Here is a 14,705-nt window from a genome sequence, read left to right on the forward strand (position 1 = left end):
TACATAGTGACCATTCTTACACATAATTATTATATGATAATTTTACCAAGCATTCAATAATGTTAAAAAATTTTATTATATATAAAAAGGCTCGGAATTTTTCCGAACCTGGATATTATAACATCAATGAAATATTCTTAATTTCATCATTTATTTCCTTGTAGCTCTTGCCTGTTATGTTGCATATGTTTTTTACATCTTCATATTCAGGCTTACAAAACACATTTCCTTCATAGCTGCTAACTTTTACTTTAACAGGACCATACTTTGTTTCCACTTCTATTATTTCCCTGTTAAGAACAGTCCTCTCAGTCCTGTATCTTCTGATACCAATAGTTGTTGTGTTGTTAAATATTACAGATTCCATTTTTCTAATGTCATCTTCTTTGCATATTACTGTCAGTCTGTAAGCCGGTCTGCTTTTTTTCATGTAAATTGGAGTGAAGAAAACATCGCTTGCTCCGTCTTCAAAAAGTTTCTCCATTGTGAATGACAGACTTTCTCCCGTAGAATCATCAATGTTTGTTTCAAGCACCCACATATATTTATTTCCTTGGCAATGATGCATGTCTGTTTCTGATTGTTCATTTGATTCTTCAATCAGATAAGTTCTGAGCACATTTGCTTTGTCAAAATCTTTTTTACCGGCACCTGTTCCAGTTTTCTTGATGGTGTAGGATAGAGGCAGAGAATCCATAGTCTTAATAGCCGCTGCTATTGCTGCTCCTGTAGGTGTTATCATTTCGCCCCTGGCTTGTGTTATTCTTATGGGCAGAGAATGTTCTGCTGCAATGTTTACGACCGCAGGAACAGGAACAGGAATTATGCCGTGTTGGCATTTAACATGACCTCTTCCTTCATACAGTTCAGAAACCACTACATCATCAATTTTAAGGTTATCTATTAATATGGCCAAAGCAACAATGTCAACTATGGAATCAACTGCTCCCACCTCGTGGAAATGAACTTCTGAAACTCCAAGACCGTGAGCCTTTGCTTCTGCTTCTGCCACAACCTGGAAAATCTTTCTGGAAATTGATTTTGCTCTGTTTGTAATTTTTGATTCATCAATTATTTTTAATATATCGACTATGTTTCTGTGTTCATGGTAATGATGTGCATGTTGTCCATGACTGTCATCTGCTTCTTGATAATGTTCATGGTGGTCATGATCATATGAATGACAGTGGCCGTTTTCTATTTCATGTCCATGACTGTGCTCGTGATGATGTTCATGGTCATGATGGTGTTCATGGTCGTGATGGTGCTCATGTTCGTGATGGTGCTCATGCTCTTGTTCTAAAACAACATTAAAATCACATGCATCTATGCCACATTTCTTTGTTCTTCCTATTTCTATGCTGTATCCGTCTACATTCAGACTTCTCAATCCTTCCATCATCACTTCCCTGTCACCGCCCAGATCAAGAAGGGATGCTACAGTCATATCACCGCTTATTCCTGAATAACATTCCATATACAAAATTCTTTTGCTCATTATTGTACCGCCAATCTGTTTATTTGTGTGCTCATGTACCCTGCTCCAAAACCATTGTCAATGTTTACTACAGCAATTCCTTCTGCACATGAATTAAGCATTGTGAGAAGAGAAGAAAGCCCGTTAAAATTTGCACCGTAACCTATTGATGTGGGCACTGCTATTACTGGTTTATGGGACATTCCTGCTATTACTCCGGGCAAGGCTCCTTCCATGCCGGCAACAGCTACAATGCAGTTGGCTTTGTTTATATCTTCAATTTTTGAAAGAAGTCTGTGAATTCCTGCTACTCCAACATCGTAAACCCTCATTACCCTGCTTCCGAAAAATTCCGCTGTCTGTGCAGCTTCTTCTGCAACTGCAATGTCCGATGTTCCTCCTGTGCACACTGCAATTAAACCAGTTTGTTCCGGAACATTCCTCATTATTTTTACAATGCGCGACATTTCGTCATATTCAGCTTCAGGCATAAGTGCATTTATTGCTTCATATTGTTCCTTTGAAGCTCTTGTACCCATTATGTTTATATTTTTTTCATTGAATGACTGAAAAATCTTAACAAGGTGCTCTGTTGATTTTCCGCTGCAGTAAACAACCTCTCCAAATCCCGACCGAAGCATTCTGTGGTGGTCAAGCTTTGCAAACCCAAGGTCCTCGTAAGGAAGTTTTTTAAGAGTTTTTTCAGCTTCACTCAAATCAATTTCATTGTTCTTTACTTTTAACAGCAATTCGTGAATATCCATCTTAACCTCTTTTATTTTATTTTTCCAAATTAATATCCATGCTTCCGGAACGGAAGCCTTCTATATCCAATGTAATATAAACAAAGCCGGATCTTTTCATGAAATCAATGATGGATTGGCTGTTTTCTACCAATTTGATCATATTTTCCTTTGTTACCTCGATTCTTGCTATGTCATTGTGAACCCTCACTCTAACAACATCAAAGCCCAAGCTCTTTATAAAATCCTCTGCTTTATCTATTTTTTCTAAAATTTCAAAATTTAATTCAGTATTGTAAGGAAGTCTTGTAGCCATGCATGGTGCTGATGGTCTTGAAGCAACAGAAATGTTTAAGCTCTTTGCCATTTCTCTTACTTCCTGCTTTGATATATCAAGCTCTGCCAAGGGGCTTACAACTCCCAGTTCTCCAAGAGCCTTTACGCCGGGTCTGTAGACTTTCAGGTCATCTGCATTAGTGCCGTCAACCACGTATTTTAGATCATTGTTCTTTGCAAATTCAGTTAAATTTACAAACAGCGATTTTTTGCACAAATAGCATCTGTTTACGGGATTTTTCAATATTTCCTTGTTTTCAAATTCATTTACCTGAATTATTTTATGAATGGCTCCCATTTCTCCTGCCACTTTTTTTGAAACAGTTACGTCAGAAACAGGGTGCAGTCTTGTTTCAAAAGTTACGGCGTATACATTCTTGTTTTGTTTTTTCCCTGCTTCGCATGAAAGTTTAAGTATGAGACTGCTGTCAACTCCTCCTGAAAAGGCAATACATACTCCGCCTTCAACAAGCTTGTTTATTTTTTCTTCTAGCAATAAAAATTTATTTTCCATAATTCCTCCCATGTTAGGTCATTTGTTTATATTTTGAGCAAACAGGACACCCCTGAAGCACAAATGGTTTTTCAAGTCCGCATCTGTCAAGAAGCTCTTCATTTCTTAATATTTCATCTGATTTTCCGTCAGCCAGAACTCTGCCTTCGCCTATAACTATTGTTCTTTCGCAAACATCAAGTACCATGTCCAGGTCGTGAGTTGCTATTATTTTTGTGTGTTTAAATTCTTTCAATATGTTAATGAGCCTTCTTCTTGACTTAGGATCAAGGTTGGATGAAGGTTCATCCATGAGAAGTATGTCAGGTTCCATTGATAATACACAAGCTATTGAAACCGAACGCTTTTCTCCTCCTGAAAGCTTGTAGGTTTGTCTGTCTGACAAATGTGATGCTCCTACAATTTCCAGGGCTCTTTCAACTCTTTTCTTAACTTCATTTTCTGATAATTTATAATTTCTTGGCCCAAAGGCAACATCATCATAAACTGTGGTGCTGAACAGCTGATGATCCGGATTTTGAAATGTAAAACCAATTCTCTGCCTTATTGACGGAAGTGTTTTTTTATCAAGCGGAACATTGCCTATTCTTATTTCACCGCTGTCAGGGAACAAAATTCCGACCATTGACAAAAGAAGAGTTGATTTTCCTGCACCGTTACTTCCTACCACTGCCACTGATTCTCCGTGATAAATTTCAAAATTCACACCGTTTAGTGCCTTTTTCCCATCAGGATATGAATAGCAAACATTGTCTATAATTACATTGTGATGACTCATTAAAATGCTCCTGTCATAATGTTGCCAAGTATTACCGGCACATTGTAAAATCTGACTAATAATAAAAATACAACACACAAAATCAAATACACATAATCATTTATGCGAAAAATATTTTTAGCCGTATAATATTCCCCTTGGTATCCACGCAAGCACATTGCACTGTAAATTGATTGTGCTCTGTCGTACGTTCTCATCAATAACTGCCCCAAAAGCGGTCCCCACATATTATTGTGAATTCCTTTTTGTCCCGGAGCCCTTAAAAAATATGAAGTACTTATTGTTGAAAATTCTTCAATCAAGACATATGTATAGCGGTATGTGAGCAAAAAAACCATTATAAAAATTTTCGGCACATGTAGGCTGCCAAGGGCTTTTGCAATATCGTCCACTGAAGTAGTTGCAATTAAAAGCATTCCGCACATAACTGATAATGTGCTTTTTATTATGAGGCTTATATATGATAAAATACCTCTTGATACAATCATATTTTCAAAGATTACAACCGCTTCTTTGTCAAGTATTGGATTGGAAATTCCAACAAGCATAATAAGAGGCAGCACCAGCAGCGACCTTTTTAATACGGGCATAACCTTAATGTCTCCAAGGTTGAAAACTATAGACGGATATATTGCCAGTGGAATCAGTGCCACAATTTCATACTTGTTAAATGAAACAGCAGTTAAAATATAAAAAAAACTTGCCAACAATTTGACCAAAGGATTCAGTTTGTGAATCACTGTGTCATTTTGAGCTATTTCATCGAAATACCTTAATCCATACATTGATTTTGTAATTTTATTCATTTGTCTGTCCCGGTTAGTTATTGATTTTAGCCTTTATTTGTCTGTATTTTTTTGAAATTTTTCCTATTAATGCAGCAACTATTAACGTCAAAATACTTCCTGATATTCCTGAAAGTGAAGTTCCAAGTTTTGCTTGAGTTTGAGCTTCCTGATCAGATTTAAAATTATAATCCGGAAGAAATGAGATTTTATCCTGAACGCTTCTTAGAAGTTCATGTATGCTGCTGTTGCCTTCAACCTCGTTGCTGTCAATTGTTTTTTCTATTGACCATTCAAGACCGTCAGGATTATTTGATGCATACCATGATGCAATTCCTCCTATAACTAGTGCCGCACAAAGAAGCAATGCAACAACTTTTTTATTATTACTGTTATTAATTTTATCCAGGTTGCTGCTTTCAAGAAGTTCGGGGCGGGTGTTCCATAAAAACGAAATGACTGCAGCAGTCAGCAGTCCTTCAACAATACCTATTGCCAGGTGTATGGGCTGCATCATAATTACAAACGTGCCAAAAGGAAGTTCAGTCTTCCCTGAAAAAAATGTTTCAAGTACAACAGCAAATGATCCAAGCTGAAGTCCTACTACAGCTGCAATCAGCGATCCGATAAGAATATTTTTCTTTGACATTTTCTTATGTATTATTTTTTTATAAATAAGAGGATATGCAACATAACATGTGAAAAATCCCATGTTGAATATGTTGCATCCAAGTGCAAGCAGCCCCCCATCAGCAAAAAAAAGAGCTTGAATTGCCAGTATTGAAATCAGCGTCAAAAATCCTGCATGAGGTCCAAGAAGTGCTGCTAAAAGGATGCCTCCTCCAATATGACCGCTGGAACCCGTTCCTGGAATAGTAAAATTTATCATCTGAGAAGCAAAAACAAATGCTCCCATAACCCCCATCAAAGGAATCTTTTTTTCATTTTCTTCAATTTCTGTCTGAACCTTTTTTACAGAATATGTGGCAGCGCCAGCAGAAGCAGCCCACATTGCTCCGCCTGTTGCAGCCGATACGAGGGCATCAGCCATATGCATATTATCAGCTCCTTTAATATTGTCATAATTATCCAAATTTAAATAAAATAAAAAACCACAAGGTATGCTTGTTCTCAAGCAATAAAACCTTCGTGGTTTGATGTCATAATCTTGGTCTTCCAAAATTTTAATCGTCTTCAGACGACTTTTTAGATTTTAGCAAATTATATTGTTCTTGTCAACCATTAATGAAAATGATATTTAACTTAATTTGATTGAACAATCCATACATGTGCTTATGAAACTTTTAAGATTATCAGATAAATATTTGCTTTTGTGGTATGCAAGATAAAAGTTCCTAGTGAGTTTTAAGTCATTTATTTTTATTGCATGCAGCTTTTTTTCTTCAATTTCTTTTCTGACCAGCATTTGGGAAATGACCGTGAGTCCCTGCCCGCTTATGACTGCATTTTTTATGGCTTCTGAGTTGTTGCAGATCCATTTTTTGTTAATTGTTATGTCCAGGTTTTCGATTTTCTTTTCAAAGAGTTCCCTTGTTCCGCTGCCTTCTTCCCTGAGAATGAAGTCTTGATTGTTAAGCTTCTCTGCAGTTATTTCTTCCAGTGATGAAAATTCATGGGAGAGAGGACAAACAAGAGTGAGTTCATCCGAAACTATTGGAACTGTAATTATGTCCCGGCTTTTAATTATTCCTTCAACTATTCCCAAATCAAGTTTACTCTTCAAAATCATTTCTTCTATGACGTTTGTATTTTCAACATATACCTTTGTACTTATGTTTGGTTTCTTAAGTTTAAAGTCATTTAAAATATCATTTAACACGCATGTTCCCACAGTTATGGTTGCTCCAATTTTCAAAGAGGTGTTGCTGCTGCTTTTTAGTAGGCTGTCTTCCATTTCTTCAAAAGAAGAAACAATGTGACGTGCATACTTCAGAAGATTTTCTCCTGCTTCTGTAAGATAAAGCTTTTTTGACAGCCTTTCGAAAACTCTTACTCCGTAGTGCTGTTCAATTTCTGCAATTACCTGGCTCACTGACGGCTGAGCCATGAAGAGTTTTTCTGCGGCCAGACTCATCTTTTTGTAATCGCAAACTGCTATAAAAATTTTCAGATGTCTTATTGTCATGGTTCCTCCCATAGGTAATTACCTATCATATTATACAATAATACTATTTTTAATTATGTAATTCAAGGATTATAATATTAAATATAAAATATGTAGCGGAGGAAATATGGAAATTACAGCAGAACAGAGAAAAAAAGTTAAGGGTGAGGGATTCCTTTCCAACAATGATATGGAGCACTTTTCAGCAAGAATAATAACTGAAAACGGTGTTCTTACATCAAAACAAATGAAAAACTTAACCTTGGTTGCAGAAAAATACGGAAACGGACAAATTACATTCACTTCAAGACTGACAGTAGAGCTGCCTGGAATTAAATTTGAAGATATTGAAGCAGTGAAAAACCATGTGGCAGAAGATAACATGAACATTGGAGGAACAGGATCAAGAGTTCGTCCTGTTGTTGCATGCAAAGGAACTGTATGTACAAACGGATTTTTCGACACGCAGGAAATGGCAACTGAAATTCATAATCGCTTTTACACAGGATACAGGAGTGTTACTCTTCCTCATAAGTTCAAAATAGCAGTTGGAGGATGTCCAAACAACTGCGTCAAGCCTGACCTGAATGACCTTGGAATTGTAGGTCAAATGGTTCCAAACTACAACCAGGACAAATGCAGGGGCTGCAAAAAGTGCAGCATTGAAAATGTATGTCCCATGAATGCAGCAAAAGTAGTAAATAAGAAACTTGTTATTGATAAAGAAATATGCATTAACTGCGGCATTTGCATCAACAAATGTGCCTTTGATTCAATTCCCGATGGAAATAAAGGATACAAAGTATATGTTGGCGGCAGATGGGGTAAAAAAATACGCATGGGTTCTCCACTAAGAAAGCTTTTTACAAAAGAAGAAGCCATGGATGTTGTAGAAAAAGCAATATTATTGTTCAAATTAAAAGGCTTAACAGGCGAACGCTTTGCTTCAACTGTAGACAGGCTTGGAGTGGATGAAGCAGAAAAAATACTTGTATCAGACAATATTATGGACAGAAAAGGAGAAATACTTGGAATTAAAACAAAGGGCGGTGCAACGTGCTGAAAAAAAACATTCAAATACCACTGCTTATTTTGATTTTACTAACAGCAATGGTTGCTGTATCATGCAGCAATAGCCAGGCTTCATCAGATGAAACTAAAGTCAGCGCAGAAAATATGAACTACACATTTGAAGATTCCCTTGGTAATGAGGTTGTGTTAAAGGAAAAGCCTCGTAATGTGATTGCTCTTTCAGGTTCTTATGCTGAAACGTGGCTTCTTGCAGGAGGAAATATTGCCGGAACAACAGACGACAGTATTTCAGAACGAAACATAAAGTTATCTGAAACCACTAAGATTGTGGGTACCATAAAAGAACCAAACCTTGAAGAAATATTGTCTCTTTCTCCTGATTTCATAATCCTTTCCTCGGATATAGAAAGCCATTTGGAATTAAAAGAAACATTAACAAAAGCAAATATACCTCATGCATACTTTAAGGTTGAACAGTTTGAGGATTATTTAAAAATGCTTGATATATGTACTGACATAACCGGAAACAAGGATCTGTATGAAAAAAACGGCCTCGAAGTACAAAATGAAATTGAAACAGTAAAATCTGATATTATATCATCAACGTCAAATCCATCAGTTTTATTCATACGTGCATTTTCAGGGGGTGCCAAGGCAAAGGACGATGACAACTTTGCATGCAGGATACTTGATGATCTTGGAACAACAAACATTGCCTCCAAGCACCAGTCAATTCTGGAAGAGTTGAGCATGGAAGAAATTATTGAAGAAGACCCTGATTATATATTCGTCACAACTATGGGCAACACAGAAAAAGCCATTGAAGCAATGAAAAGCGGAATAGAAAAAAATCCTGCCTGGAGCAATTTGTCTGCTGTAAAAAACGGCAGGTACATTGTACTTCCTAAGGAACTTTTCCACTACAAACCAAATGCAAAATGGGGAGAAAGTTATGAATACCTGGCAAAAATCATATATCCGGAAATTTTCAAATAAAGACACACTGAGCTATAACATTTTTGTTATGGCTCTGCTTTCAATTACACTTTCAGCAGGAATAATTTTAAGTATTTCTCTTGGCTCAACTAAACTAACTTTGACAGAAACAATAAATGCATTGTTTAATGAATCTTCATCAAATACTTATCAGATTGTAAATTATGTGAGACTGCCACGAATGTTAGCAGCAGTTCTCGCCGGAAGCTCCTTGTCTGTTGCAGGGGTTATATTGCAGACTGTACTAAACAATTCTCTTGCAAGCCCCAATGTAATAGGAGTTAATGCAGGATCTGGACTTTTTGTTGTTCTTATTGCAGCATTTTTCCCTTCATTTTTTTATTTGACTCCTGTTGCTGCATTCATGGGAGCGCTGATTGCTGTTAATCTTGTTTATTTAATAGCCTTAAAAACCGGAGCTTCGCGGATGACCATTGTATTATCAGGAATTGCCGTATCAAGTTTCATCGGTGCCATAACAGACACAGTTCTCACAATTGTTCCTGATGCTTCAATAAGCAGGACTGCATTTATGATTGGTGGCTTTTCAGGAGTAACAATGGAAAAGCTTCAGTTTGCAGCCTTATTTATAATTTTCGGTCTTATAGTATCTATGCTTTTAAGCTATGACATGAATATTTTGTCCTTAGGGGACGAATCGGCTAAGTCCCTGGGGCTGAATGTTCCCTTGTACAGATTTGTTCTTCTGGCAGTTGCTGCTTTGTTGTCCGGGAGTGCCATAAGTTTTTCAGGGCTCATTGGCTTCATAGGATTAATTGTACCACATGCTGCAAGATTTTTGGTTGGAAATGACAACAGAATTCTGATAGTGGTAAGCGCCATGCTTGGAAGCTCGTTCACTGTTTTTTGCGACATACTTTCTCGTATATTGTTTGCACCCTATGAATTACCTGTGGGAATAATCATGTCCTTTATTGGAGGACCGTTTTTTGTGTATCTTTTATTGATGAAAAAAAGAGGTAATTTATGATTAGTTTGAAAAATGTAACTGCAGGCTACAGCGGCAGGGAAATAATTAAAAACATAGACGTTTCATTTGACAAAGGTACCATCACAACCATCATCGGCAAAAACGGCTGCGGTAAAACAACTCTGTTAAAAACTTCTTCAAATTTATTAAAAATAATGTCCGGAAAAATTCTTCTTAATGTTAATGGAAAAAACTTAGATTTATCCAATATGAAAAATCAAGATATAGCGCGGCACATTTCATTCCTTCCGCAAAACAAGGAAGTTCCAAACATAACAGTCTACAGCCTTGTAATGCATGGCAGATTTCCATATTTGAACTTTTCAAGAATTCCTCAGAAAAACGACAAAAAAATTGTTGAGGAGTCAATTGAATTAATGGGACTGGAACAGTTTAAAAACTGTAACTTGAAGGAATTATCCGGAGGTCAAAGGCAAAAATCATTTATTGCAATGGTCTTGGCTCAAAACACAGACATAGTATTTCTGGATGAACCCACAACTTATCTTGATATAAACCACCAGCTTGAAATTATTGAAACTGTGAAAAACTTGAAAAAACTTGGCAAGACAGTTGTCATGGTCCTTCATGACTTGAATCTTGCCTTTTCCTGCTCAGATAAAATATGTCTCATGGACAACGGTCACATTGCTGTTAATGATGTTCCTGAAAAGGTTATAAAAACAGGAAAAATAAACCAGATATTCAACATACGATGCATGGAGGCCAGTTTAGAAAACTATTCCTCAAAGCATTATATCTTCACTCTTCCCTAGCTTAAATATATAGTTATCTCATAAATCACGGCAATCACTTCAGATTATTGACAAATCCTGACGGGCATTTCTTATGGCCCGTCTTTTTGCATTTTCTTCAATGTGAAAGACAATATTTTTTTATTGTTTATCGATAAATAATTATTGACATTAGAAAAACATCTGCTATAATTTAGTTATAAAAGCAAGGAGGACTTTCATGTATAAAAATAGTTTTGTTCATTATGTATCTAAAATTTGTGTTGATGTGCTTTTCATTGTAGGAATTATTTGCTGCTTATATGTACCATTTTCAAAGCCATTGCTGGTGTACTACTTCAATTTGCAGGATAATTTGATTTTGCCCATGATATTGGTACTGATTGCTTCAGGCATTGCATCAGTATATATTTTGTGGCAGCTCAGGGTCATGTTCAAAACATTGATTGGTGGAAATCCCTTTGTTTTGAAAAATGTTACATGCCTTAGAAAGATGGCTGTTGCAAGCATGTTAATTTCAATTATATTCTGTATTAAAAGCTTGTTTTGGTTTACCATATCAACCGTTGTGATTATTCTCATATTTGTTATTGCATGTTTGTTTTGCCTGACCCTCAAGGATTTGTTCAAGCAAGCCGTATACTATAAAGATGAAAATGATTTAACAGTGTAGGAGGATACAATGGGTATTGTTATTCAGTTAGATGTCATGATGGCAAAGAGAAAAATAGGACTCATGGAGCTGGCGGAAAAGGTAAATATTACGCCTGCCAATTTATCAATATTGAAAAACAACAAAGCCAAGGCCATAAGATTCTCCACACTGGAAGAAATCTGCAGGGCATTGGATTGTCAGCCGGGAGATATAATAGAATATGTAAAGGAGTAAATCATGGATAATTCAATAAAAATTAAGCTGTCTATTTATGGACTGCTTTCAGCAGTGAGCTTCATATATTTAATACTTACTCACAACCCGGGAATAAGTGTTCCTGTATTTACAATCATTCAGTTTGTTTCAATATTCACCTTAATCTACAAGCGTGAAGAGGCAAAAAATAAAAAAGGACTGTTAATGTTTGTTCCCATATTCATTTTGTCTCTTAACTATTACTTAAGCGGAAGTTATTTATGGAGAGCGCCTAATTTCCTGTGCACAATGCTGTTGTACAGCACCATGGTTGCAATTCTTACAGACAACTTCCCTGTGAAAGAACTGAGTTTCAAATTCTTATTTAAAATACTCGAACATGTTATTGTCCCATTAAGAAACTTCAACATTCCTTTTAAATGGATCAATAAGTATAAAAGCGATGACGTGAAAAAAAAGCTTCATTCCAGCATAATACTCGGAATATTCATATCTCTTCCATTTGTAGTATTCCTGCTGATTATGCTGTCCTCTGCAGACCTTGTTTTCTCAGTCAAAGTTGAAAATACACTTGAATGGTTTTCAAAAATGCTTGATTTAGAGTTAATATTTAAAATCATTTTTGGAATGATTGCAGGACTGTATTTGTTTGGTCTAATATACATTGTATTTGCAGAGAAAAAGTCAGATTCCCAAAATGCAATTTTCACCTTAGAAATACGACCCAAAAATGTCGACACAATTGTCATAAATATTTTGCTTTCATCAATACTGCTGGTGTATACACTGTTTATTTTCATTCAGTTCAAATATTTATTTGCGGGTTCTGTCTTGCCGGGAAACTTAAATTACGCCGAATATGCCAGAAGAGGATTTTTTGAACTCATTTTCCTGAGCTTTTTAAATATTGGGCTTATATTACTGACAGTATATTTATATAAAGAAAAAATTTATGTTCAAAGAAACAAATGGTCAAATCTTACAAAAATATTCATGATGTATCTGTGCGCAGTAACATTTGTAATGCTCATATCTTCATTTTACAGAATGTATCTATACGACCAGGAATACGGATTTACACGACTTAGGGTCTTGGTTTACGGATTCCTCATATTTGAATCCATTGGTCTTATAATTACTGCTGCATTTATAATGAGACCTGAATTCAATATTATGGCCGTATACATGGTTATTGGATTATGCTATTACTTGTGTTTGAATGTTGTTCAAATTGATTACATAATTGCCAAACATAATGTTGATATGTATCTTGCAAAAGAAACAGATTCGCTGGATATAGATTATCTCATGAGTTTATCTGTGGACGCGGCTCCACAGATAGCAAGGCTTGTAGAAAACAAAAATGCAGACATAATGACCAGGTATAAAGCAGATTTGTACTTTAAAGATATTGAAGAAAATTACAGCAGCGATTCACTTTGGCAGAGCAGAAATTATTCCATCGACAAAGCCATACAGCTAATAAGCAAATAAACCCGTGGACGGACCTTTTAATTTATAAATGAACTAAAAGGTCCGTCCACGGAATGAATTATTTATACTGTATTAAAATAAAATCAACAAAGTAATTAGAGAGGTGTTTTATGAAACGAGGATCAACACTTTTTTTAAAGATAGCTATTATTCTTATAGGAGTTCCAGTTCTTAGCCTCGGTGTATTTGGATTAACCTGGCTTCCTAATAATCCGGTAAATCCAAAATATGCCCATATGATATATCCCATTATACTAGGGATGTATGTATCTGCTATACCATTTTTCATTGCATTATATCAGGCTTTTAAACTATTAAACATTATAGACATCAATCAAGCATTCTCTAAATTGTCTGTTAAATGTCTAAAGAACATCAAACTTTGTGCAGCAGCTTTCAGTGGTGTGTATGGGTTAATAATGCCATTTGTTTTTCTCATAGCAGAATTTGATGATGCACCAGGTTTAGTCATAATCGGTATGATTCCAGTATTTGCTTCAATTGTAATTTCTGTCTTTGCTGCAGTTCTTGGAAAGCTATTAAAAGAAGCCATTGATATAAAAGACGACAATGATTTAACGATTTGATACAGCATATAGTCAATATCGATGTGATGTTAAAAAGGAAAAATTAGTGTGGCTTCTTACAGAAAATACTATAACTATGACATATTGAAAGAGCAAGAAAAAGAAAAATATTAATAAAAGAAATATATCAAAAGAGGTACATTTATGTATGATATTGTAATTGTCGGGTCTGGCCCTGCAGGAGCTAACCTTGCACGATTAATCGGAGATAAATATAAAGTTTTATTGATAGATAAGCGTGATCTGGAAAATGAGAACCACAAAAACACTATTAATAAATGTTGCGGAGGTTTACTAGCACCTGATGCTCAGAAAATGATTGCAAAGTTGGGCTTAGGAGTTCCAAAAGATATTCTAGTTGACCCACAGCTTTTTGCAGTAAGAACCATTGATTTAACTAACAACCTAGAAAGGCTATATCAGAGATTCTATCATAACATGGACAGAGAAAAGTTTGATAGATGGCTTATTTCATTACTTCCAACCGGTGTTGATAAAAAATTCAATTCATTTTTTAAGAGCTTTACCAAAACGAAGGAAGGGTATGAAATTAAATATATTTATAATGGACTTGAGACAGCTGCTAGAACAAAAGTTATCGTAGGTGCTGATGGTGCCCTTTCAAATATAAGAAAGTCTATTTGCTATGATAAAAATTTTCCCGAAAGGTACATTTCAATTCAGGAATGGTATGAGTGTCAATCTACTATGCCTTATTTCACAGCAATCTTTGATACAGAAATAAGTAATTTTTACTCTTGGGTAATACCTAAGAATAAATGCTTGCTATTAGGATCAGCCCTAAAACCTGGGGATAATACAAGAGAAAAATATAATCTTCTGAAGGCAAAATTAACACAATTAGGCTTTAATTTTGGAAACAAATTAAAAACAGAGGGTGCATTTATTAATAGACCTATGAAAATATCACAGTTTTATGCAGGTAGAGACTGTATAGCTTTAGTTGGAGAAGCCGCAGGAGCAATTAGCCCCAGCTCAGCAGAAGGAATCAGCTATGCATTAAAAAGCTCCCTATATTTAGCTGAGAGTCTTGAAGATGGAATAGATGGATTTTTAAATAGATATGAACAGAAGGTAAAAGATATTAAATTAAATTTACTTATAAAAAATTTAAAATCTCCGGCAATGTTTAACCCCTTTTTAAGAAATTTTGCTATGAAATCAGGTTTTCAAAGTTTAAAGCAATGCTAAATCTCTGCT

Annotated in this window: 16 protein-coding genes; 9 read left to right on the forward strand and 7 right to left on the reverse strand. The window is 35.6% G+C overall.

Features of this window, described 5'->3' with window-relative positions:
• Window positions 1–115 precede the first annotated feature (115 nt).
• The 7 genes from larC to LY60_RS09240 form a co-directional block, all read right to left on the reverse strand.
• Window positions 116–1,498 (reverse strand): nickel pincer cofactor biosynthesis protein LarC, encoded by a 1,383-nt coding sequence (gene larC, locus LY60_RS09210; protein WP_145082662.1) that lies wholly within the window; start codon window positions 1,496–1,498, stop codon window positions 116–118.
• Complete coding sequence (gene larB, locus LY60_RS09215; RefSeq protein ID WP_145082664.1) at window positions 1,498–2,241, reverse strand: nickel pincer cofactor biosynthesis protein LarB; 744 nt, start codon at window positions 2,239–2,241, stop codon at window positions 1,498–1,500. Before larB ends, larC begins: the two co-directional genes overlap by 1 nt.
• A gap of 16 nt (window positions 2,242–2,257) precedes the next feature.
• Entirely contained in the window at window positions 2,258–3,070 is an 813-nt protein-coding gene (gene larE, locus LY60_RS09220) for an ATP-dependent sacrificial sulfur transferase LarE (protein ID WP_145082666.1), read from the reverse strand.
• Between the two features lie 13 nt (window positions 3,071–3,083).
• Window positions 3,084–3,848 (reverse strand): energy-coupling factor ABC transporter ATP-binding protein, encoded by a 765-nt coding sequence (locus LY60_RS09225; protein ID WP_145082668.1) that lies wholly within the window; start codon window positions 3,846–3,848, stop codon window positions 3,084–3,086.
• Complete coding sequence (gene cbiQ / locus LY60_RS09230; protein ID WP_145082670.1) at window positions 3,848–4,654, reverse strand: cobalt ECF transporter T component CbiQ; 807 nt, start codon at window positions 4,652–4,654, stop codon at window positions 3,848–3,850. The genes LY60_RS09225 and cbiQ overlap by 1 nt, the downstream gene beginning before the upstream one ends.
• 13 nt (window positions 4,655–4,667) lie before the next feature.
• Window positions 4,668–5,690 carry an energy-coupling factor ABC transporter permease gene (locus LY60_RS09235; protein WP_145082672.1) on the reverse strand — a complete coding sequence of 341 codons (1,023 nt, stop codon included), beginning with the start codon at window positions 5,688–5,690 and terminating at the stop codon, window positions 4,668–4,670.
• 201 nt (window positions 5,691–5,891) lie between these two features.
• On the reverse strand, window positions 5,892–6,779 hold the full coding sequence (locus LY60_RS09240; protein ID WP_145082674.1) for a LysR family transcriptional regulator: 888 nt from the start codon (window positions 6,777–6,779) through the stop codon (window positions 5,892–5,894).
• Between the two features lie 106 nt (window positions 6,780–6,885).
• On the opposite strand from LY60_RS09240, the gene LY60_RS09245 reads away from it, so the two are divergent.
• From LY60_RS09245 to LY60_RS09285, 9 genes are all read left to right on the forward strand, one after another.
• The gene (locus LY60_RS09245) at window positions 6,886–7,821 is read left to right on the forward strand and encodes a (4Fe-4S)-binding protein (RefSeq protein WP_145082675.1); all 936 of its coding nucleotides are present in this window, start codon (window positions 6,886–6,888) and stop codon (window positions 7,819–7,821) included.
• Window positions 7,815–8,786, forward strand: coding sequence for an ABC transporter substrate-binding protein (locus LY60_RS09250; protein ID WP_145082677.1), 972 nt, complete (start codon window positions 7,815–7,817; stop codon window positions 8,784–8,786). Before LY60_RS09245 ends, LY60_RS09250 begins: the two co-directional genes overlap by 7 nt.
• Window positions 8,743–9,777 carry a FecCD family ABC transporter permease gene (locus LY60_RS09255; protein ID WP_145082679.1) on the forward strand — a complete coding sequence of 345 codons (1,035 nt, stop codon included), beginning with the start codon at window positions 8,743–8,745 and terminating at the stop codon, window positions 9,775–9,777. The genes LY60_RS09250 and LY60_RS09255 overlap by 44 nt, the downstream gene beginning before the upstream one ends.
• Window positions 9,774–10,553 carry an ABC transporter ATP-binding protein gene (locus tag LY60_RS09260; RefSeq protein ID WP_145082681.1) on the forward strand — a complete coding sequence of 260 codons (780 nt, stop codon included), beginning with the start codon at window positions 9,774–9,776 and terminating at the stop codon, window positions 10,551–10,553. Before LY60_RS09255 ends, LY60_RS09260 begins: the two co-directional genes overlap by 4 nt.
• 199 nt (window positions 10,554–10,752) lie before the next feature.
• Window positions 10,753–11,205, forward strand: coding sequence for a DUF2975 domain-containing protein (locus tag LY60_RS09265; protein ID WP_145082683.1), 453 nt, complete (start codon window positions 10,753–10,755; stop codon window positions 11,203–11,205).
• A 9-nt stretch (window positions 11,206–11,214) separates the two neighbouring features.
• Window positions 11,215–11,421, forward strand: coding sequence for a helix-turn-helix domain-containing protein (locus tag LY60_RS09270; protein WP_019229427.1), 207 nt, complete (start codon window positions 11,215–11,217; stop codon window positions 11,419–11,421).
• 3 nt (window positions 11,422–11,424) lie between these two features.
• Entirely contained in the window at window positions 11,425–12,897 is a 1,473-nt protein-coding gene (locus tag LY60_RS09275) for a DUF4153 domain-containing protein (protein WP_145082685.1), read from the forward strand.
• A 110-nt stretch (window positions 12,898–13,007) separates the two neighbouring features.
• Complete coding sequence (locus LY60_RS09280) at window positions 13,008–13,484, forward strand: DUF2975 domain-containing protein (protein ID WP_145082687.1); 477 nt, start codon at window positions 13,008–13,010, stop codon at window positions 13,482–13,484.
• A 144-nt stretch (window positions 13,485–13,628) separates the two neighbouring features.
• Window positions 13,629–14,696, forward strand: a complete 1,068-nt coding sequence (locus LY60_RS09285) for an FAD-binding protein (protein WP_145082689.1) — start codon at window positions 13,629–13,631, stop codon at window positions 14,694–14,696.
• Window positions 14,697–14,705 lie beyond the last annotated feature (9 nt).

Source organism: Sedimentibacter saalensis, from assembly GCF_007830175.1.
Lineage (GTDB): Bacteria > Bacillota > Clostridia > Tissierellales > Sedimentibacteraceae > Sedimentibacter > Sedimentibacter saalensis.

Bases quoted from the DNA above. Each gene is read 5' to 3' on its own strand.
- larC (WP_145082662.1), bottom strand. From the start codon at position 1,498: ATGAGCAAAAGAATTTTGTATATGGAATGTTATTCAGGAATAAGCGGT.
- larB (WP_145082664.1), bottom strand. From the start codon at position 2,241: ATGGATATTCACGAATTGCTGTTAAAAGTAAAGAACAATGAAATTGAT.
- larE (WP_145082666.1), bottom strand. From the start codon at position 3,070: ATGGAAAATAAATTTTTATTGCTAGAAGAAAAAATAAACAAGCTTGTT.
- LY60_RS09225 (WP_145082668.1), bottom strand. From the start codon at position 3,848: ATGAGTCATCACAATGTAATTATAGACAATGTTTGCTATTCATATCCT.
- cbiQ (WP_145082670.1), bottom strand. From the start codon at position 4,654: ATGAATAAAATTACAAAATCAATGTATGGATTAAGGTATTTCGATGAA.
- LY60_RS09235 (WP_145082672.1), bottom strand. From the start codon at position 5,690: ATGCATATGGCTGATGCCCTCGTATCGGCTGCAACAGGCGGAGCAATG.
- LY60_RS09240 (WP_145082674.1), bottom strand. From the start codon at position 6,779: ATGACAATAAGACATCTGAAAATTTTTATAGCAGTTTGCGATTACAAA.
- LY60_RS09245 (WP_145082675.1), top strand. From the start codon at position 6,886: ATGGAAATTACAGCAGAACAGAGAAAAAAAGTTAAGGGTGAGGGATTC.
- LY60_RS09255 (WP_145082679.1), top strand. From the start codon at position 8,743: ATGAATACCTGGCAAAAATCATATATCCGGAAATTTTCAAATAAAGAC.
- LY60_RS09260 (WP_145082681.1), top strand. From the start codon at position 9,774: ATGATTAGTTTGAAAAATGTAACTGCAGGCTACAGCGGCAGGGAAATA.
- LY60_RS09265 (WP_145082683.1), top strand. From the start codon at position 10,753: ATGTATAAAAATAGTTTTGTTCATTATGTATCTAAAATTTGTGTTGAT.
- LY60_RS09270 (WP_019229427.1), top strand. From the start codon at position 11,215: ATGGGTATTGTTATTCAGTTAGATGTCATGATGGCAAAGAGAAAAATA.
- LY60_RS09275 (WP_145082685.1), top strand. From the start codon at position 11,425: ATGGATAATTCAATAAAAATTAAGCTGTCTATTTATGGACTGCTTTCA.
- LY60_RS09280 (WP_145082687.1), top strand. From the start codon at position 13,008: ATGAAACGAGGATCAACACTTTTTTTAAAGATAGCTATTATTCTTATA.
- LY60_RS09285 (WP_145082689.1), top strand. From the start codon at position 13,629: ATGTATGATATTGTAATTGTCGGGTCTGGCCCTGCAGGAGCTAACCTT.